This is a genomic window from Mucilaginibacter lappiensis (assembly GCF_050433765.1).
Taxonomy (GTDB): domain Bacteria; phylum Bacteroidota; class Bacteroidia; order Sphingobacteriales; family Sphingobacteriaceae; genus Mucilaginibacter; species Mucilaginibacter lappiensis_A.
In genome coordinates, this window is the sequence record NZ_JBNPWP010000003.1 from 1 (window position 1) to 19,128 (window position 19,128).

The 19,128-nt window shown below is 41.5% G+C and carries 16 protein-coding genes; 5 read left to right on the top strand and 11 right to left on the bottom strand.

Features of this window, described 5'->3' with window-relative positions:
• The 4 genes from M2273_RS10335 to M2273_RS10350 form a co-directional block, all read right to left on the bottom strand.
• The coding region (locus tag M2273_RS10335; protein WP_429396368.1) for a hypothetical protein at positions 1 to 953 on the bottom strand (953 nt) is incomplete at its 3' end.
• A gap of 72 nt (positions 954 to 1,025) precedes the next feature.
• Entirely contained in the window at positions 1,026 to 1,166 is a 141-nt protein-coding gene (locus M2273_RS10340) for a hypothetical protein (RefSeq protein WP_429396371.1), read from the bottom strand.
• A 43-nt stretch (positions 1,167 to 1,209) separates the two neighbouring features.
• Positions 1,210 to 1,353: a hypothetical protein gene (locus M2273_RS10345; RefSeq protein WP_429396373.1), complete on the bottom strand. Its 144-nt coding sequence runs from the start codon at positions 1,351 to 1,353 to the stop codon at positions 1,210 to 1,212.
• Positions 1,354 to 1,415: 62 nt separating this feature from the next.
• Positions 1,416 to 1,562, bottom strand: a complete 147-nt coding sequence (locus M2273_RS10350; RefSeq protein WP_429396376.1) for a hypothetical protein — start codon at positions 1,560 to 1,562, stop codon at positions 1,416 to 1,418.
• Between the two features lie 545 nt (positions 1,563 to 2,107).
• On the opposite strand from M2273_RS10350, the gene M2273_RS10355 reads away from it, so the two are divergent.
• Complete coding sequence (locus M2273_RS10355; RefSeq protein WP_429396379.1) at positions 2,108 to 3,547, top strand: tetratricopeptide repeat protein; 1,440 nt, start codon at positions 2,108 to 2,110, stop codon at positions 3,545 to 3,547.
• 18 nt (positions 3,548 to 3,565) lie between these two features.
• Here M2273_RS10355 and M2273_RS10360 read toward each other — a convergent pair whose 3' ends face one another.
• From M2273_RS10360 to M2273_RS10370, 3 genes are all read right to left on the bottom strand, one after another.
• On the bottom strand, positions 3,566 to 3,868 hold the full coding sequence (locus M2273_RS10360) for a hypothetical protein (protein ID WP_429396382.1): 303 nt from the start codon (positions 3,866 to 3,868) through the stop codon (positions 3,566 to 3,568).
• A gap of 233 nt (positions 3,869 to 4,101) precedes the next feature.
• Positions 4,102 to 4,467 carry a helix-turn-helix domain-containing protein gene (locus M2273_RS10365; RefSeq protein WP_429396385.1) on the bottom strand — a complete coding sequence of 122 codons (366 nt, stop codon included), beginning with the start codon at positions 4,465 to 4,467 and terminating at the stop codon, positions 4,102 to 4,104.
• Between the two features lie 159 nt (positions 4,468 to 4,626).
• Positions 4,627 to 6,918, bottom strand: a complete 2,292-nt coding sequence (locus M2273_RS10370; RefSeq protein WP_429396388.1) for an ATP-dependent helicase — start codon at positions 6,916 to 6,918, stop codon at positions 4,627 to 4,629.
• A 292-nt stretch (positions 6,919 to 7,210) separates the two neighbouring features.
• On the opposite strand from M2273_RS10370, the gene M2273_RS10375 reads away from it, so the two are divergent.
• Positions 7,211 to 8,215, top strand: a complete 1,005-nt coding sequence (locus M2273_RS10375) for a DUF2975 domain-containing protein (protein WP_429396390.1) — start codon at positions 7,211 to 7,213, stop codon at positions 8,213 to 8,215.
• 3 nt (positions 8,216 to 8,218) lie between these two features.
• Entirely contained in the window at positions 8,219 to 8,422 is a 204-nt protein-coding gene (locus tag M2273_RS10380) for a helix-turn-helix domain-containing protein (protein WP_321561494.1), read from the top strand.
• Between the two features lie 209 nt (positions 8,423 to 8,631).
• Here M2273_RS10380 and fabV read toward each other — a convergent pair whose 3' ends face one another.
• From fabV to M2273_RS10395, 3 genes are all read right to left on the bottom strand, one after another.
• Positions 8,632 to 9,825, bottom strand: coding sequence for an enoyl-ACP reductase FabV (gene fabV / locus M2273_RS10385; protein WP_429396393.1), 1,194 nt, complete (start codon positions 9,823 to 9,825; stop codon positions 8,632 to 8,634).
• A gap of 82 nt (positions 9,826 to 9,907) precedes the next feature.
• Positions 9,908 to 11,326 (bottom strand): nucleoside hydrolase-like domain-containing protein, encoded by a 1,419-nt coding sequence (locus M2273_RS10390; protein WP_429396396.1) that lies wholly within the window; start codon positions 11,324 to 11,326, stop codon positions 9,908 to 9,910.
• A 282-nt stretch (positions 11,327 to 11,608) separates the two neighbouring features.
• Positions 11,609 to 13,450 carry a right-handed parallel beta-helix repeat-containing protein gene (locus M2273_RS10395; protein ID WP_429396399.1) on the bottom strand — a complete coding sequence of 614 codons (1,842 nt, stop codon included), beginning with the start codon at positions 13,448 to 13,450 and terminating at the stop codon, positions 11,609 to 11,611.
• A gap of 449 nt (positions 13,451 to 13,899) precedes the next feature.
• Here M2273_RS10395 and M2273_RS10400 point away from each other — a divergent pair, with 449 nt between their 5' ends.
• Positions 13,900 to 14,421, top strand: coding sequence for an REP-associated tyrosine transposase (locus tag M2273_RS10400; protein WP_429396402.1), 522 nt, complete (start codon positions 13,900 to 13,902; stop codon positions 14,419 to 14,421).
• A gap of 254 nt (positions 14,422 to 14,675) precedes the next feature.
• On the opposite strand, the gene M2273_RS10405 is transcribed toward M2273_RS10400, so the two are convergent.
• Positions 14,676 to 16,640: a M1 family metallopeptidase gene (locus M2273_RS10405; protein WP_429396405.1), complete on the bottom strand. Its 1,965-nt coding sequence runs from the start codon at positions 16,638 to 16,640 to the stop codon at positions 14,676 to 14,678.
• A gap of 469 nt (positions 16,641 to 17,109) precedes the next feature.
• On the opposite strand from M2273_RS10405, the gene M2273_RS10410 reads away from it, so the two are divergent.
• Positions 17,110 to 19,128, top strand: coding sequence for a thioredoxin domain-containing protein (locus M2273_RS10410; RefSeq protein ID WP_429396408.1), 2,019 nt, complete (start codon positions 17,110 to 17,112; stop codon positions 19,126 to 19,128).

Below are 19,128 nucleotides of genomic sequence, written 5' to 3' on the forward strand. Positions count from 1 at the left end.
GAACCTAAGTCTCTTTTTGGGCCAGAAGCAAAATCAGCAGAACCTAAATCTCTTTTTGGGCCAGAAGCAAAATCAGCAGAACCTAAATCTCTTTTAGGACCAGAAGCAAAATCAGCAGAACCTAAATCTCTTTTTGGACCAGAAGCAAAGTCAGCAGAACCTAAGTCTCTTTTAGGACCAGAAGCAAAATCGGCAGAACCTAAATCTCTTTTTGGACCAGACGCGAAATCAGCAGAACCTAAATCTCTTTTTGGGCCAGAAGCAAAATCAGCAGAACCTAAATCTCTTTTTGGACCAGAAGCAAAGTCAGCAGAACCTAAATCTCTTTTTGGGCCAGATGCAAAGTCAGCAGAACCTAAATCTCTTTTTGGACCAGAAGCAAAATCAGCAGAACCTAAATCTCTTTTTGGACCAGAAGCAAAGTCAGCAGAACCTAAGTCTCTTTTAGGACCAGACGCGAAATCAGCAGAACCTAAATCTCTTTTAGGACCAGAAGCAAAATCAGCAGAACCTAAGTCTCTTTTTGGACCAGAAGCAAAGTCAGCAGAACCTAAATCTCTTTTTGGACCAGAAGCAAAATCAGCAGAACCTAAGTCTCTTTTAAGACCAGAAGCAAAATCAGCAGAACCTAAATCTCTTTTTGGACCAGACGCGAAATCAGCAGAACCTAAATCTCTTTTGGGACCAGACGCGAAGTCAGCAGAACCTAAATCTCTTTTAGGACCAGAAGCAAAATCAGCAGAACCTAAGTCTCTTTTAGGGCCAGAAGCAAAATCAGCAGAGCCTAAATCTCTTTTTGGGCCAGACACAGCATCAGCAGAACCTAAGTCTCTTTTTGGACCAGAATTAACTGTTGTTTTACCACCTTCTGGAGTTGTTGCATTTGAAATGTTAACTACTGAAGTTAAGAAGGTGCTTAAAGCTAAAGCTGCAATGATTGTTGATCTTTTCATGATAATTTAAAGTTTTTGTGGGGGGAATGAATATTTTTATTTGTTTATGAATGTTTCTGTTTGTTTGCCGGTTTAGTCGGCGCTGCCTAAATCTCTTTTGGGACCAAATGTCATCGGATAAATGGTGGCCATTTCTGGTTTTACATTTTCTTTTTTGCAGGATACAAATCCAGTACTCAGACCGGCAATTGCTATGATGATAATTTTTTTCATGTTCCCTTTTTGGTTTAAGCGTTTTTTAAATCATGATTTAAGATCAGTCGGCACTGCCCAGATCTCTTTTAAATCCGTTTACGAATGAATGTACATCGGCAAATTCAGCGCGTACGTTTGCTTTTTTACATGATGAAACGATGCCGGTGAAAAGGATAGCTAAGGTGATGATGATCAATTTTTTCATGATTTTATATTTTTAATGCCTGTTCAGATTTTATTAAATGTTTTGAGCAAAATTTAAAAAGATCAATCGGCGCTGCCTAAATCTCTTTTAAACCCAGTGGCTATTTTATTAAAGCTCAACTGTTGAGGTTCTGCTGTACTCTTTTTTGATGACGATGATAAAACTCCTGTACTTACTACAAGCAACGTCAATAAAATGGTTCTTTTCATGATGATTAATATTTATATTATTATTATATTCGATTAACTATTGTTCAATAATATTGTAACTAATATTCAATTAGTTTTTAATTGCCAATTTTTAATACCACTGAACCTGATTTTTACACTTTTCTGTACAAAAGTTAATTTATGTGTGCCAAAAGTGTATACTAAATTGTTCGGATTTATGATGACATTATCTCCGGATAATCAGTACTTTTAAACCCAATATTCATGTTCGTTAATATAAAAAATCAACTAAGTTTTAATTATTTGATAGTATAATAGTTTACATATGGTTCAAATAAGTATTTTATGCTACTAAATCGTAGTATAAAGGGCTATTTTTATGTCTTTTAAGTATTATTTTTTTCAAAATAATATCCAATCAAACCACTGTATATCAATTAATTAATGACACAAATATAAATATTTTTTTTATTATTTCTAATAAAAAAAATAAAATAGTTTTAAACAACCTTTTTATCGCTATTATTAGATATATTTCAGTATAATTTATAACTTTCACGATAATTGACCGTAAAAGTGCTCTAATGAGAAAAACCTATACATTTTTATTGTTCTTTCTTGTAACTCTTACCGTATATGCAAAGGATATTAATGAGGTGGCGGCGAAGGATACAAACGAGGTAATAAATTTAAATAGCCAGGCTTATTCAAATAGGTTGACCGATCCTAAACAAACAGTTGAGGACGCGACCAAGGCATTGGCATTGGCTACCAAACTCAGTTATTTAGATGGTATTGCAGAATCTTATCGTATTATAGGCATTGGAAAATATTACCTTGACCAGCCCGAAAAAGCTATTGATAATTACCTTAACTCCCTTGCTTATTTTACTAAAACCAGTAATCTAAAAGGCGAAGCTAAAGTTTATAACAACATTGGGGTTTTATTTAGGGACCATGATTATGACCGCTCACTGGTTTATTTAAACAAATCACTGGTTATAGCAAAAAAAATTGGTGATAATAAACTGATAGCTGCTTCATACCTGAACATCGGTAATACTTATAATCGCAAAAACAACCTGTTTCAGGCCCTTAATTATTATGATAAAAGCTATAAGCTATTTAGCAAGTTGCAGGATTCTGTTAATCTTATTCAATGCTTGTTAAACAGGGGCGTTATATATTATAAATTAAAGGATTATGATAAAGCGCTGGGTTTATTGCTTGAAGCTAATAAAGGAGCAAAATCAAGGGATCTGAATGAATCGGTAGCCAGTATCGATCTTACACTGGCTTCGTTGTACATGGCTAAGCGTAACTTTGATGATGCCGAAAAAATGGTACAAGAGGGCACTGCTTACACCCAGCTTGTTAAAGATCCCAAGCTTGAATATGATTACAAATACACTACGTATGAACTTGAACTAAACAGGAAGAACTTTGAAAGCGCCCTTGCATCTTTAAGAGAAATATATAAGCTTGACAGCGCCACGTACAAAACTAACGTATCTGTACAGATGAACCTGGTAGAAGCTAAACGTAACCAGGAGGAGCAGCTTAAAGAGAATGAGCGTATTGCTGAGCGGCAGGCTTATGACCGCTCCCGGTTTTGGGCTGTATGTACCGTAGCGGGCTTGTTGCTTGTTGTTATTGGCTTATTGGTGGGCAATGTAAAGCGTAAGGCAAAAACCAATGCCCAGCTTACCATGCTAAATGGAGAGGTTTTAAGGCAAAAGGATAACCTTGACCGCATTAACCATCACCTGGAAGAAATAATAGATGAACGTACAAAAGACCTCCAGATCAAAAATAAAAAGCTCTCAGAACATTCATCATACCTGTCGCACCAGATCAGGGGGCCTATTGCCACGCTGCGTGGTTTAATAAATCTTGAAAAAGAAGGTTTGGTTGATCAGCAGGAATGTATTGATATGATGGATAAATGCGTTTCAGAGATTGACGAAAAAATAATTGAAATGAGCGATATGCTGCACAACCCATCACGGGGCAGCAATTCCTGACTTATTTCTTTATAAATATTAGTTGAGGTTAAACGCTACGGGCCATGTAGAATGGATCTGTGCCTCTATAAGCCCCAGGTAAATACAATACCAGGATATCATTTGCAAAATGAGCAGTTGGCGGTGCTTATTATAACCCTCCGTTTCAAAGGCGAGGGTTTCTTTGCCGGCAGTAACAAAAAATCTTACTTCGCCCTGCCTGGGTTTAAACCTTGATTGTAAAAGGTCAAATGCCTTAACCTTAAGCTTGCTCTTAGGGTCATGGATGGTACCATCTTTCAAAGCCTGGTTTTTTGAAATTGATATAAGATAATTTGACATATACATTTTATTATAAAATGCGTATGCCACAATTTTTACTCCAAATTTTAAATTATAGGGGATAAAAAATACAAATGGGTATGCTTATCTTATATTGTGTATAAAAATTTACTGTAGTTAAATATAATTAACCAATATTTAACCTGGAGAAATGGATTAATCAGTATTGTGTAGCAATAATTGTATTATAAAATGTGAACTGTAAGGTTTACAGCACACATTTTATTTAAAAACTATAATGCTAACAGGCTTTTATTACGCAGTTCTTCGTAAAGTAGTATCACCTTGCGTTGTAAATTTGCAATTTCTGATTCACGGTCAACCAGTTTCTTTTGAGCAATGCTTAAGTTTGAGGGTGTAATGTCAATGTCTTCAGCATCGATAGACAGTATTTGCGCTACGTTTATTTCAAAAATATTAGCAATTTGTTCCAGACGTGATAAATTTATATCGGTTACACCTGTTTCAATTTTCGAGAAAGCAGGAATCGAAATGCCCAAACGGTTTGCTACATCTTCCTGGCTCCATCCGTGTTGGTGACGTAAAGTTCTGATATTCTTTCCAACAGATTTGTTGGTTTTCTTTTTAGTATCGCTCATGTTAATATTTCCTCATAATTAAGTCATGAAACATATCCAAACGGTATGCCATCATTTAATTCCTGTTAAAAAGCACCATAATGAGGCGCTTTTTAGCGGGATATTTAAAAAAGTGGGGAAATATTTACACGAAATTGAGACGAAAGTGTGGATTAACCCTTAGTTGATATTGTTGATGATAAACAGTTTCGCGAATTTTAACAGGAGTTGTTTTTGGCCTATCTCCTTAAAAAATATGGTAGCTTTAATATCGGGCTTGTTACCTTCAAGGGTTAAAACTTTGCCAAAACCAAACCGCTCATGTTCAACTTCCATTCCAACCTGCAGGTTGGATGTATCTGATGGTTTAAAATTTGGCGATGGCACGTGTGCCTTAGCCAGTATGGATGTTGTTTTTACAGGAGCAGATGTGGCCGGTTTGGGTTTTGAAAATGTATCGGCCTGTTTACCGCTCCAGGCTTTGCGGTCATCATCAAAAAATGGATTGTTGCTGGTTGATGTTTTGGCGCTGTAATCAAGCTCCAGGTACTTGGCATCTATCTCATCTAAAAAACGACTTGGCTCGCAGCTAATGAGCGTACCGAATTTAAACCGCGAAGTGGCATAGCTTATGGTGAGCTTAGTTTCGGCACGGGTAACGGCTACATAAAATAAACGGCGTTCTTCTTCCAGGTCGCTGCGGGAGTTGAGCGACATTTGCGAAGGGAACAGGTTCTCTTCCAGACCCACTACATGCACCTGCGGAAATTCAAGTCCTTTGGAAGAGTGTATGGTCATTAATGATACGGTATCGGCATCTTTGTCCTTATCCTTATCATCATTGGTAAGCAGGGCGACGTCCTGCATAAAAATGTCCAGCCCCTTTTCTTCAATATCTTCCCTTTCCGAAAATTCTTTGATACCGTTCAGGAGCTCCTGTATGTTTTCGTAGCGGTTCAAACCCTCTACAGATTTATCTTCATAAAGATCCTTCAGCAAGCCTGAGTGCTGGGCAATATATAATGCCGACTCATAGGCCGATTTTGTTTTGGAAAGCACCTGGAAACTTTGGATCATGGTAGCAAAGGTGCTTACCGCGCCCGAGATCTTTCCTTCTAAATATTTGGCCGGCTCAACGATCACCTCCCACGGGGTTATCCCGTTTTGGTCGGCACTTACAATGATCTTATCAACCGAGGTATCGCCAATGCCCCTTTTTGGGTAATTGATAACACGTTTCAGCGCTTCCTCGTCATTAGGGTTAAAAGTGAGCCTGAAATAAGCTATCAGGTCTTTAATTTCCTTACGCTGATAGAAGGACAGGCCGCCATATATTTTATAAGGGATACCCAATTTACGCAGGGCCTCCTCCATAGAGCGCGACTGCGCGTTGGTGCGGTACAGGATGGCAAAATCATGCCATTTACGGCCTTTAAGGCTTCTGTCCTGCATAATAGCTTCGGCTACCATTTTGCCTTCTTCGTTATCGCTGAAGGCACGCATTACTTTTATTTTATCGCCGGTTTCCTTTTCGCTAAAAACATTCTTTTTAAGCTGCTCTTTATTATTGCTGATGATGCTGTTGGCAACGTTTACAATGTTTTGGGTGGAGCGGTAGTTTTGCTCCAGCTTAAACACTTTCAGATCCGGGTAATCCTTTTCAAAGTTGAGGATGTTCTGGATATTGGCCCCGCGAAAGGCGTATATACTTTGCGCGTCGTCACCCACCACACACAGGTTTTCGTTAACGGCAGCCAGTTTTTTTACAATAAGGTATTGCGAAAAGTTGGTATCCTGGTACTCATCAACCATCAGGTATTTAAACTTGTGCTGGTATTTATTCAGTACCTCGGGATGCAGTTTCAGCAGCTCATTAGTTTTATACAGCAAATCGTCAAAATCCATAGCGCCGGCCCGGTAACAACGGGTGGCGTACATTTCATAGATCTTACCCAGCTGGCCCCGTCCGCTCGACATATCATCGGCCTGGATCTGTTCATTTTTATTATATTCCTGCCACGATATCAGGTTGTTTTTGGATGCCGATATGCGGTTGAGCACAAAATTTACATTGTACAGCTTATCGTCAAGGTTCATTTCTTTTAAAATGGCCCTTAATACGCTTTTGCTATCATCGGTATCGTAAATGGTAAAGTTGTTGGGGTAGCCTATTTTATCGGCCTCCACACGTAGCAGCTTGGCAAAAACCGAGTGGAAGGTACCCATCCATATATTCTTGGCTTCGCTGCCAACCACATGGGTTATACGCTCACGCATTTCGCGGGCGGCCTTATTGGTAAAGGTTAACACCAGTATGTTAAAGGAGTCGACCCCTTTACGTATCAAATGTGCCACCCTGTAAGTTATAACCCTTGTTTTGCCCGATCCGGCACCGGCAATGATCATTACCGGTCCTTCGGTTTGTTCTACCGCTGCCCTTTGTTCGGGGTTTAAACCCTGTAAATAATCCAAAATGTTTTCCTCTTTTCTTGAAACAGCGAAATTAAGGTTTTGAGCCGAAAGGGGAAAGTAAGATTGGCAATGGAATGGATAAAAATATTAACAATGGGTGGGAAAGGTGGATAAATAACATTGGAGGAGCTTTATGCTAAAGTTTTGTTCTACGGAGGGAATAGTTTAAAAACCAAGTTGGGATACATTTATTCACAATACAAGCTAACAATAATTATTTATCGTAAATCAATAAAATATATTTGTATTTCAATAAAATTTTATATTATTGTGTTATAAAATCGATAATTAAATGAAAATCAGGATCAGTACCAATATGTTGGTTAATGGCTTAATTATTGGCGTTGTGATTTTTTATAGCGCTATAATAATAGCAAGCATTTACTTCACCAGCAGTAATACCATATTCCATACCAACGATGTGCCCGGTGATACCTATACCTGGAGCAATCATTTACCAGCGATTGATCCGGAGGTTCCAGACTCTCTGCCCTATTTTAAGTATCTCAAATTAAAAGAAAAGATTAACCGCACACGCCAGTTACGAAACGGCGAGTTTTATGATCTGGTAGGATTGCAGATGGATGGGTTGATCTGTATGGGTGGAGGCAGGCTTTGCGATACCTGTACTATAAATCATGACATGCTTTGCGATACCTGTACTAAGCTGGATATTCCCGGTATAAAGCAATATTATATTAAACTGACCGGCTGGAAACTGAAAAGATCAACGTTTGTACAGTATAGCTCAGATTCTGTAAAATTTTATGTGGAGCATAAACAGTCATACGTACGGAAGGCCATTGTTGATAAGGTATCGTTCAAAAAGAACGGTACTAAAGATTACCTGGTGCATGAGGCCGATGTCCCTGTTAAATTCAGATATGACAGCCAAGAAAACTGTATCATGATACCCATAAGTAAAACGGTAAGAGATATTCTAAATCCGGTTATGCTGGTTATTGGGATACTAATTACATTATACTATTTTTATCTGATAGCCGCGTTTTTGAATTTTATTATTGATGTGTCGAAAGGACTCTCGTTTACCAAAAAAAATATACACCGGTTGCGGCTTATAGCACTGAGTTTACTCGGTTTTCCGATACTGGCGTTTTTATTGAATATGCTGATGCCTGTTATATTCCATAGTTATTTTACGGAGGATGTGGTATTCAATATCCAGAGCTTGAGCAACGATTGGAAAATGATGGGTATAGGAATTGTATTTTTGCTGCTGTTTAAAGCTTTCAGACAGGGCAAAATATTGAAAGACGAACAGGATTTAACCGTATAAACCATGCCTATAATTGTAAACCTGGATGTGATGATGGCAAAGCGCAAAATGTCATTAACAGAGCTTAGTGAAAAAGTAGGCATCACTATGGCTAATTTGTCGATACTTAAAACCGGCAAAGCCAAAGCTGTAAGACTGGAAACCCTTGAAGCTATATGCCGCATATTGAACTGTCAGCCCGGTGATATTCTGGAGTTTGTGGAGTAAATTTAATTTTTACTTCGGCGTGCCTTTTTAATATATTGTTACCTATAAAAAAGAAACTCACGAAGTTTTTAAAAACTTCGTGAGTTTCTTTTATTCTATCAGGTCATGCCGAACTTGTTTCGGCACCCCACAAGATGGTTAGTATGGTGGTTAGCCGTTCCGTGAGATCCTGAAACAAGTTCAGGATGACTGTTTCCTTTAAGGTATTATCAGCTTACCAATCCCGGTATAGCTACCATTTCATCAACATCATCCTGATAATTTACTCCGGCAACTTCAAAACCAAACAGGTTCATGAAATCGGCTCGGTAACCTTTCAGGTCGCCGAGTGCGGGGAGGGTTTCGGTGGTTGCTTTTAGCCACAGGTCGGCTACTTTGGCTTGTACATCTTCGCGCATCTCCAGGTCGTCAACACGTACACGGCCTGCCGCGTCGGTAGGGATAGTGCCGCCGGTATACAGGCGTTGCTCAAATAAACGCTGTATTTGTTCAATACAACCTTCATGTATGCCTTCGGCCTTCATGATCTTATAAAGCAGGGAAATATACAGCGGGATAACCGGTATGGCCGAACTTGCCTGGGTTACCAACGCTTTATTTACCGAAACCAGCGCTTTGCCGTTAATATCTTTTAAGCGGTCGTTAATCAGTTTTGCAGTCGCTTCCAAATGATCCTTTGCCCTGCCTATAGTGCCTTTACGGTAAACCTTTTCGGTAACCGCCGGACCGATGTAAGAGTAAGCAACAGTTACCGCACCGTCGGCAAGCACACCGGCTGCCTTCAGGTCGTCTATCCAAAATTGCCAGTCTTCGCCGCCCATTACAGCTACGGTATTGGCTATTTCTTCCTCATTGGCGGGGTTAATGGAAATTTCAGATACCACGCCGGTATGAAAATCAACCGTTTTATTGGTAAACACTTCGCCGATAGGTTTAAGTACCGAGTTGTGGGTTATGCCAGTTTTAGGGTTTGTTCTGCGTGGCGAGGCCAGGCTATAGATCACCAGGTCAACCTGGCCAAGGTCGGCCTTGATCAGGTCGATAGTTTTTTGTTTGACTTCGTCAGAAAATGCATCGCCATTAATGCTTTTGGCATATAGGCCGGCTGAGTGTGCCTGTTTTTCAAATGCCGCGGTATTATACCATCCGGCAGATGCGGGTTTGCCCGGAGCCGGTGGTTTTTCAAAGTAAACACCAACAGTTGCGGCACCAGATCCAAATGCGCTGGTGATCCTGGAAGCCAGCCCGAAACCGGTTGAAGCCCCAATGATCAGGGCTTTTTTGGTGCCGCTGGGATTATTTTTTGATTTAACGTAATTGATTTGGTTTATTACATTTTGCTCGCAGCCTTTAGGATGTGTTGTTAAACAAATAAAGCCGCGTATTTTAGGTTCGATGATCATAAAAGGGTAATAGATTTAAACAATGGGCATATATAAGAATTCTTTTCTGAAAATGGTTCAAAAAGTTTTGCGTGGTAAATCATTAGGGCAATACGGTTACTATAACACGTTTGTACCGGGTTAACGCAGGCGTGCCTTTATCAGTAACCTTTAAAATAAAATGGATGGTTTGCGTCGCGGTTACTAAGGGCGCTGTAACAGGCAAATCATACAGGTTTGATGAATAAGGCTTAAAACTTACCAGACCTTTATAAGTGCCCGCCTCGGGGTATTGAAACCATAAGTAACTTAACGAATCGCCATCAGGGTCATAAGTACCTTTAGCATTTAAATGAAATAGCTGGCCCGATTTTACGGTAAAATGATCGGCATGTGCCAATGCCGGTACCGGGGGATGATTAGTAGCCGCGTAGCTTTTGGTTGTCCAGGCTATGCGTGCCGCGAAATCATTTTGAAATTCCTGCCGCCAGCGCCAAACAGTAGCCTGTATACTTTTATAACCTTTTTTATCGGTGGCCGAATAAACTGAATCTTCGGCATTTGCCCAAAGCGGACGAGTTTCCTGTTCGGTAACCGGCCAGTTTGGTCGCGCGAAAGGATCGGGCGCTTTTGACAATGGCGGCGTATAAAATTCATACCGGCCACCCCAGCCGCCATAGTTTGGATGCTCAGGATCATTCAATCCGTTCGAAATCAACCCTAAAAAGGAGGGGGTATCGCCTTCCATACCATAAGCAACATCCGGGTAGGCGGCGCCCAGCGGGCCATGTCCCTGCTGTATATTTTTTGCCAGCCATTCATTACTTACTACCTGCGTATCTGAACCAGGAGATGAAAAAGACATGCCCAACCAGGTAGCCTGGCCATAAGTATAACCGGGACTACAAATAAAAAACAGATCGGGAAAGGTTTTACGGGTCCAGGGACCCGAGTCGTCCTGGTCAGATATGGTATAAACCCGTATCTTTTTATACAAGGCCCGGGCCTCACCGGCAGTTTTTGTTTGTTTAATTTTCCAGAGCGCTTGTGCCAAACAATTGGTGCCACCCCAGGCGCAGATCCAAACCGGGCGCTGATCGTTTTTTTCTAAAGTTTTAATGATCCATTCTGATCCTTCCGAATCATGATTTTTACCAACGCCCTCCATGCCGTAAACCGGCAGGCCCTTTTTTACCTTTTGGTTTAAATATTCATAAGATGGATAGCCTGGCTCGTGCTTTAATAAATTAGGCTGAACTTTTTTATAAATGTTTAAAATTTCGTGGATGGTTTCGGGCGCTACCCTGGTTTTTTGATGGATGGAGGTGGTGGCAATCAGGCCTTCAATATCCCATTGATTACTATAGGTCAAAAACCTGATCATAGATTGCGAATCATCAGGGTCGGCCTCAATATCAGTTAATATCAGCACCCGTAATTTATGATTTACCTGTGATGATGCAGTTACGGGTAATATTAGCGCAAGCATTATAACCGAAATAAATTGCCTTAATGATGTCATAAAGATTTAGTTTAAAGTTTGTTATAATATTAAGCATTAACTATGCTTAACGCAAAAAATAACGATGAGGGTTTTCTCATTTATTCCCTCCCCACGGGAGGGGTGTGGCGGATTGTGCAGTGGCAGGGAGGGGTTTCTACGTATGATTAAACCTGTAATGTTCAATAAACCCCTACCTTCCCCTTCCCCAAGGAAGGAATCGCACTAAGCCCGAACTTTCTTTTTATTTCTTCCGAACACCTATGGCTTGGAGCCGGGCGACTACAGGCTTTTGACTAAGAACTACTGACTTACTTTATTACCCGTTACCTCAATCCCGGTGCAATCCTTCAACTCCATCATGTCCTTAATGTCAGCAGTTATCGCTCCTTTAATGGTATTGTTCTGAAATTTGATGTTTGAAGTGCTTTTTGCCGAAAGCACATGCTGGCCCCGCAATATAAACTCATTACCGGTTATAGCTATATTTTGATGGACAGGTCCCTTTGACGCTGTATTCTCCGGACAGAAAATAATAGCCGGATCGCCGCATTGTATGAAATGGTTATTGCGGATGGTAAGGTTTTTCACTATGCCCGATTCATACCAGCTTGCCGCGTCATCAGCAACAGATATGGCGCTCATGTGCGGACGCAGAAAAGTATTATTTTCGATGACCACCTTGCGGCGGGTAGTTACCAGTACTCCGCGGGTAGGAATTTTGGCAATGGTGTCATGGTGGATCCAGACCTCGGGTGTCCAGGTGGTGTTTTCTATCACATCATGAGCATCTATATGTGCGGGCAGTGGTTGTTTAAGTGTTAACAGAAAATCTTTATCATTTAACTTTTGGGTGCTTAATACCACATTACTGCCGTATTGGAGCAGGCTTTCTGAATGAATAAACGCTATACTATCGCCGGGTGTAAAAGCGTCAAAGCCGTAGGTTTGATTGTGCATGAACCGTACCATGACCTGGTTTGGTTTAGGCGATTCGATGATCCTTAAATAAGTACCATGAACATTAACCGCATCGTCGTTAGCACCCGATAAATAGGAATTGCTGATTTCAATTTTTCCCCGGCAACCCGAAAAGTGCAGGATATCGGCCCAGGCGGCGCAGGTTCGCCCTGATTGCGGATCGGGTTTAACGCTGATATGGTCCATGCTGATGTTCTGACAAAACTGACTCACCACGCCCATACCATGCATAAAATAAATATAGATGTTTTTAAGGCTGATGTTTTTGCTCCGCTGCGTAAAGATCCCGGCGCAATCGCGTGTTACATCACGGTTTTGATAGATCAATCCGGTTTTAAAGCCCGGATTTTTTGCAAAATAAGCCCGCACCATATTGTTGCCGGTCTTCGCGTATTTAGTACTTTCCACAGCGATATCGGTCCGTTGTAGATCGCCGGTTTGTGGATCAAGCACCTGCCACAGGGCAATAGACTGGTAGCGCCAGCTTTCGCCCTCCCAGGTAAGCAGGCTATCTTTAATGCTGTATTTTGAATCGGGATTGATCTTCAGATCGGCGAAGTTTGTGCCCGTGCTGATAACTTGTAATTCGGATACGGTAGGGCGGTAATAGTCATAACTTATACCACTTATGCTGATGTTTTCGCTGTGGTCAACACAGGTTTCGATCATTTTGCCGCGCAGCATTATTTTAGCGCCAGGTGCTTTTACATCAACAAATTTGCAGTTGTTTAAATACAAGGCAATGGCCTTTGGCGCATAAGGCGTATCGTTGGTATTGGAGATATGGAATTGCTTTTTGAAAGCGTTCTCCGGGTAAAAATTGTAGGTGCCCGGAGCAAAATGGATACTTATGTGTGCTGCGCTGCTGCCCTTTGCTATGAGCATTAACGATTCATTAAAATCACCCGGCGCAACTATTTCTACTTTATCACCTGCTGAAAGGATCAGTGCGTTAACCGGTTTAAATGTTTTCCAGGGTTTTTTATTGGTGCCGGTATTTAAATCATTCCCTGTTTGCGGGTTTATATAATACACCGTTTTGCCCGGCGAGCGATGGCGGTTGGCGGATAGGGGATATGATTTTTGCCGGGTTTGTGCGATGGCACTGATGCCCCCCGTTAATAAAAGAGCAGGCACTAAAAGGAACAAAAGGTACTTCTTCATAAAGAGAAGAAAAGTATAAAAAAATAGCGATGAGGCAAAATGCAGATAGCTATTTAAAAAATTCGCAAGTTCAAGCGTCCTTCGCTTGAACTCGTATTAAGGTAAGCGTCCACGCTTACTATATTGTATAATTTAGATTAAAGTGAGCGTGGACGCTCACTTAATTTTGCATTCAAGCGGAGGACGCTTGAATGGGCGGTGGCAAAATGCTCAGTGATATAAAAAGATTGCCAGTTCAAGCGTCCTTCGCTTGAACTCGTATTAAGGTAAGCGTCCACGCTTACGATATTGTATTATTTAGGCTAAAGTGAGCGTGGACGCTCACCTAATCTGGCATTCAAGCGGAGGACGCTTGAATGGGCGGTTTTTTTATAAATTCTCATCACATATGCCTATTCAAGCGTCCACGCTTACTTTGCCGGTTAATAAATAATCCGCATATTTAGTTCATGTCGCGAAATGCCTCAACTGACGAATTATATTTTATTACCCTTACTGTAACGGATTGGGTTGACATATTTACAAGGCGATTGTATAATGATTTTATTATTGAAAACCTTGCCTATTGTCAACGGCACAAAAAGCTAAATATCTACGCTTATGTGATTATGACAAACCATATTCATCTTATTGCTAATGTTGATGAGGGTTCTCTTGGCGATGTATTGCGTGATTTTAAAACCTACACTTCAAAAGAATTGGTGAAAATGATAAGCAACAATGTGTCGGAAAGCAAAAGAGAATGGATGTTAAAGCTTTTTGAAAAGTCGGGTAAGCAAAATCCGTTAAATGTTAATCATCAGTTTTGGCAAAATGGTAATTACCCGGTATTGCTTTACTCAGCCAACGTTATCCAACAAAAGATAGATTATATTCATGAAAATCCGGTCAGGGCTGGTTTTGTAGGTTCGGCTCATGAATTTTGGTATAGTAGTGCTAATCCTGAAAGTCCTTTAAAGGTGATATATTAATAGACACCTATTTCTGAATAAAATGCCAGTTCACGCGTCCCCTTTCGCCAGTTCACGCGTCCTTCGCTTGAACTTATATTAAAGTAAGCGTCCACGCTTACGACATTACATAACTTAGGTGAAAGTGAGCGTGGAGGCTCACTTTGCTTAACATTCAAGTGGAGGATGCTGAATGGGCTTAAAGCGTTAAAAAAAATAGCGATGAGGCAAAATGCCTCATCGCTATTTTTTAATTTTCACAAACGAACTAATAACTATTCGCCCCTGTAAACATTGTTTTTTAGGTTAATATCAGGTAGTTCATGTCCCGGATCAATTGTCATGGTTTTAATGGCTGATGTGGATGGGTACTTAAATGTCCACACACCACCGCGCTGCCAGATGTTTACCGGCAGGTGCAGGGTTTCTGTTTTGCCGTTAGCCTGTGTGATTTTCAGGTCGACAGGCATGGCTATTTTTTCGTTATTGGTTAGGGTGATCATGACACCATTGGCCTTATTATCACCAATATAATTAACAGAAGTTATGGCCTGGTCAATTTTCCAGGTGGTAAAGAACCATGGTTTCCAGAACCAGTTCAGGTCTTCGCCCGCGGCGTCGTTCATCGCCCTGAAAAGATCATAAGGCAGCGGGTGTTTAAATGCCCAGTGTTTGATGTACTCACGGAAAGCGTAATCAAAACGATCAGGGCCAAGTACCACGTTGCGCAGCATATCCAAACCTAAAGCGGTTTTATTATAGTACTGGCCATAGTCATTTAAACCAATGGCTTCGGGGGCGGTCATCAATGGGTCTTTGCTGTTCCTGAAACTGTATAAAATGTTTTGAGCCTGTTTGGTGGTGTCGTTATATTCACCGTTATTAAATTGCTGGGTGGCATATTCATTAATAAAGGTGTTAAAACCTTCATCCATCCACATGTACTTGCGTTCGTTTGATCCTACGATCATCGGGAACCAATTGTGGCCAATTTCATGGGTAACATCGCCCCAAAGTTGTCCTTTTTTTAAGTTGCTCAGGCAAAATATGGTGCCGGGATATTCCATACCCAAAGCCACGCCCGATACGTTAACGGCCGAGTTCCATGGGTATTCAAAATACGCTTTGGAGTAGATCTCCATGCTGTTTTTCAGGTATTCGGTTGAGCGGCCCCAGGCATCATTACCCGCACTTTCAACCGGGTAGGCCGACATGGCAATACCTTTACGCCCCGATGGGAAATTAACTTGCGCGGCATCCCATATAAACGCGTTCGACGCACCCCAGGCAATATCACGGCTGTTTTCCATTTTAAAATGCCAGGTTAAGGTGCCTTTAAACGGACGGGTAGATGCTTTGCCAACCTCATTGGCTTTAATGATCATTTCGGTTTTATCGCTGGCTTTAGCTTGAGCCAGCCTGCTGATCTGTGTGGGGCTAAGCACCTCCTCAGGGTTTTGCAGATCGCCGGAACCTACTACGATCATATTTGCAGGGGCGGTTATGTAATAATCAAAATCGCCGTATTCGCAATAAAACTCGCCCAGGCCCATGTAAGGCAGAGTGTTCCAGCCCTCAACATCATCGTACACACACATCCGGGGGTACCACTGGGCTATTTCATAAACGTAACCTTGTTTAAACTTTTTACGGCCCATACGGTCGGCGCCGTAAAAGGGGATGGCAAAATCATAATTGATCTTTACCTGTATCTTTTCGCCTTTGCCATCAAGCGGCGCTTTTAAACGCAGCTGCATACGGGCATCAGTTATTACCGGGATTGTGGTATAGGTTTCGCCTTTATAAGTAACCGTTACCGAACCAATATGGTAACCACCGCGACTAAATCCACGCACATCAAAACGGTCGCCCGATACTGGGGTTGTAGCGGCGCCGCGTGAGTCGGGCTTAAAGAGGTTCTGATCAAGTTGCAGCCACAAATAATCTAATTTATCAGGACTGTTATTAGTATAGGTAATGGTAACTTCACCATTTATAGTAGTATCGCGGCCTTCATTCAGGGTAGCTTTTATCTGGTAGTCGGCACGGTTTTGCCAGTAATTAGGGGATGGCTGTCCGCCAGCCGAGCGGGTATTTTCGCCGGTAACAGGCCAGGTGATTGGGCCAAATACATCCTGGTGATTATACTTCAGTGTATCGGCAGTTTGAGCTGCCGCAGGTATTGCACAGGCTGTGAAGCCCAGTGCGCACAAAAAATCGATCAGTTTAAAATAGCGCATTTAAATTTTTGATAATAAAGGCGCAAAGAAAAGGAAATAATTTGTGAGTTTGGTAATTTGAATGCTTAACCGATTGCGTATAAGCGAATTTTATGTGGTGAGTAATGGTAATGTTACGATTAGACCACTCTGTCATCACTGCGCCCGACATCCTTCTCTTCGCCTTCGGCGGAAAGAGGGGATTAAAAAACTTTTCATTTTAACTGTCGTCCTGAGGAACGAAGGATCTATTCAATAAGATGCATGTCGAACAATAGATGTTTCACTATGTTCAGCATGACAAACTTATTTTTTACCACCTTCTTTCCGCCGAAGGCGAAGAGAGGGTCAACGAGCGCAGCGACGTTGGGGGTGAGTCTATTCTTTGCCCTGCAAAATAACACTCCCCGGTAAAAACTTTTCAAACTTAAAGCGGTATACTTTATAGGTGTAATTATATCTGCACCTTTGCAATCAAACAGCATATACTATGAACCGTTTGGCCAATTCAACATCACCTTATTTATTACAACACGCAAACAACCCGGTTAACTGGTACCCCTGGGGTAAAGAGGCGCTGGACAAAGCCAAAACCGAAAATAAACTGATATTGGTGAGCATCGGTTACTCGGCCTGCCATTGGTGCCATGTAATGGAACACGAAAGTTTTGAGGACGAAAGTGTGGCCGCCGTGATGAACGAATATTTTGTTTGTATTAAGGTAGACAGGGAAGAACGCCCGGATGTTGACCAGATCTACATGAGCGCTATACAGCTCATGAGTGGCCGTGGTGGCTGGCCGCTTAACTGTATTTGCCTGCCCGATCAGCGGCCTATATATGGTGGTACCTATTTCCGCAAAAACGACTGGACCTCCCTGTTGTTTAACCTGGCCGATTTTTACAAACAAAAACCTGAAGAGGCCGAAGATTATGCCGTACGCCTTACCGAGGGTATCCAGAAATATGAATCGGTAGAGTTTATTAGCGAACAGCCTGAATATACCAAAGATGATCTGCAGTTGATAGCTGATAACTGGAAGCGATATTTTGATAAATACGAAGGCGGTACCGGCAGCGCGCCAAAATTCCCGCAGCCCAATAACTGGCAGTTGTTAATGCGCTATGCCCATTTAATGCAGGATGATGATGTTGCCAAACAGGTAAAACTAACGCTTCATAAAATGGCTTATGGCGGTATTTATGATCATGTGGGCAGTGGTTTTGCCCGTTATTCAGTTGATGGTCGCTGGCATGTGCCGCATTTTGAAAAGATGCTGTATGATAATGCCCAGCTTATCAGTTTGTATGCAGAGGCCAATACCTGGCAGCCCGACGCGCTTTATGAGCAAGTGGTTGATGAAATTATTAAATTTTCTACAAGAGAACTGGCCTCGCCCGGACTTGGCTTTTACTCGGCGCTTGATGCCGATAGCGAAGGGGTGGAGGGTAAGTTCTATATTTTTACCAAAGCAGAGATCGAAGAAATATTAGGAGATGATGCTGCAGATCTGTTCAGTATTTACTACCATATTACTGAGGATGGCAACTGGGAAGAGGAGCATTCCAATGTTTTATTCCGCCGGGAAACGGATGAGCAACTGGCCAAAAAGTTGGGCTTGGGAGTTGATGACCTATTAACGCAAATAAAGGCATCGCGTAAAAAAGTATTTGAAGCCCGCAGGCACCGCATAAGGCCCGGCCTGGATAATAAGATCCTGGCATCATGGAACGGTTTGATGTTGAAAGGGCTGTGCGATGCTTATCGCGCCTTCAATAAACCGGAGTATCTTGAACTGGCACTTAAAAATGCCGGCTTTATTTTAGATAATCTGTTAGGTCAAAATGGCAGGCTATCAAGGGTTTATAATAGCAATAAGTCAGGCAGTGATGTGCCGGTGGCTTTTTTGGATGATTACGCCAATGTTATTGATGCGCTGATAGCCTTGTATGAGGTGACCTTTGATGAAGCATGGCTGCAGCAGGCTAAAAAACTTACCGATACCGCTATCACACATTATTATGATGAAACAAGCGGCATATTTTTTTACACCGCCGATGATGATGAGCAACTGATAGCCCGCAAATCTGAAATTATGGATGGGGTAACACCGGCCAGTAATTCGGTCATGGCACGTAACCTTAAAAAGTTAGGCTTGCTTTTTGATAATGAAAATTATGCAGCGGTTTCGGCGCAGCTGTTACGTAACATTATGCCGCAGCTGGCTAAATATGGTACAGCCTATTCAAACTGGACCATGTTATTGCTGGAGGAGGTGTTTGGAACTTATGAAATTGCCATAGCAGGTAACGATGCCGAAACCATGCGAAAGGAAATTGAAAATAATTACATCCCCAATAAAATAATATTGGGTGGTAAAAAAGGAAGTTTACCTTTGTTGCAGGATAAGTTTGGTAAATCAACACAAATTTTTGTTTGTAAAGATAAAACCTGCGGATTACCTGCTAATAACACGGCCGAAGCTTTAAAACAAGTGGCAGAAGCCTGA

Coding starts and splice junctions, on each gene's coding strand:
- M2273_RS10355 (WP_429396379.1), top strand. CDS start 2,108: ATGAGAAAAACCTATACATTTTTATTGTTCTTTCTTGTAACTCTTACC.
- M2273_RS10345 (WP_429396373.1), bottom strand. CDS start 1,353: ATGAAAAAATTGATCATCATCACCTTAGCTATCCTTTTCACCGGCATC.
- M2273_RS10395 (WP_429396399.1), bottom strand. CDS start 13,450: ATGAAGAAGTACCTTTTGTTCCTTTTAGTGCCTGCTCTTTTATTAACG.
- M2273_RS10350 (WP_429396376.1), bottom strand. CDS start 1,562: ATGAAAAGAACCATTTTATTGACGTTGCTTGTAGTAAGTACAGGAGTT.
- M2273_RS10400 (WP_429396402.1), top strand. CDS start 13,900: ATGTCGCGAAATGCCTCAACTGACGAATTATATTTTATTACCCTTACT.
- M2273_RS10390 (WP_429396396.1), bottom strand. CDS start 11,326: ATGACATCATTAAGGCAATTTATTTCGGTTATAATGCTTGCGCTAATA.
- M2273_RS10375 (WP_429396390.1), top strand. CDS start 7,211: ATGAAAATCAGGATCAGTACCAATATGTTGGTTAATGGCTTAATTATT.
- M2273_RS10380 (WP_321561494.1), top strand. CDS start 8,219: ATGCCTATAATTGTAAACCTGGATGTGATGATGGCAAAGCGCAAAATG.
- fabV (WP_429396393.1), bottom strand. CDS start 9,825: ATGATCATCGAACCTAAAATACGCGGCTTTATTTGTTTAACAACACAT.
- M2273_RS10405 (WP_429396405.1), bottom strand. CDS start 16,640: ATGCGCTATTTTAAACTGATCGATTTTTTGTGCGCACTGGGCTTCACA.
- M2273_RS10365 (WP_429396385.1), bottom strand. CDS start 4,467: ATGAGCGATACTAAAAAGAAAACCAACAAATCTGTTGGAAAGAATATC.
- M2273_RS10340 (WP_429396371.1), bottom strand. CDS start 1,166: ATGAAAAAAATTATCATCATAGCAATTGCCGGTCTGAGTACTGGATTT.
- M2273_RS10360 (WP_429396382.1), bottom strand. CDS start 3,868: ATGTCAAATTATCTTATATCAATTTCAAAAAACCAGGCTTTGAAAGAT.
- M2273_RS10410 (WP_429396408.1), top strand. CDS start 17,110: ATGAACCGTTTGGCCAATTCAACATCACCTTATTTATTACAACACGCA.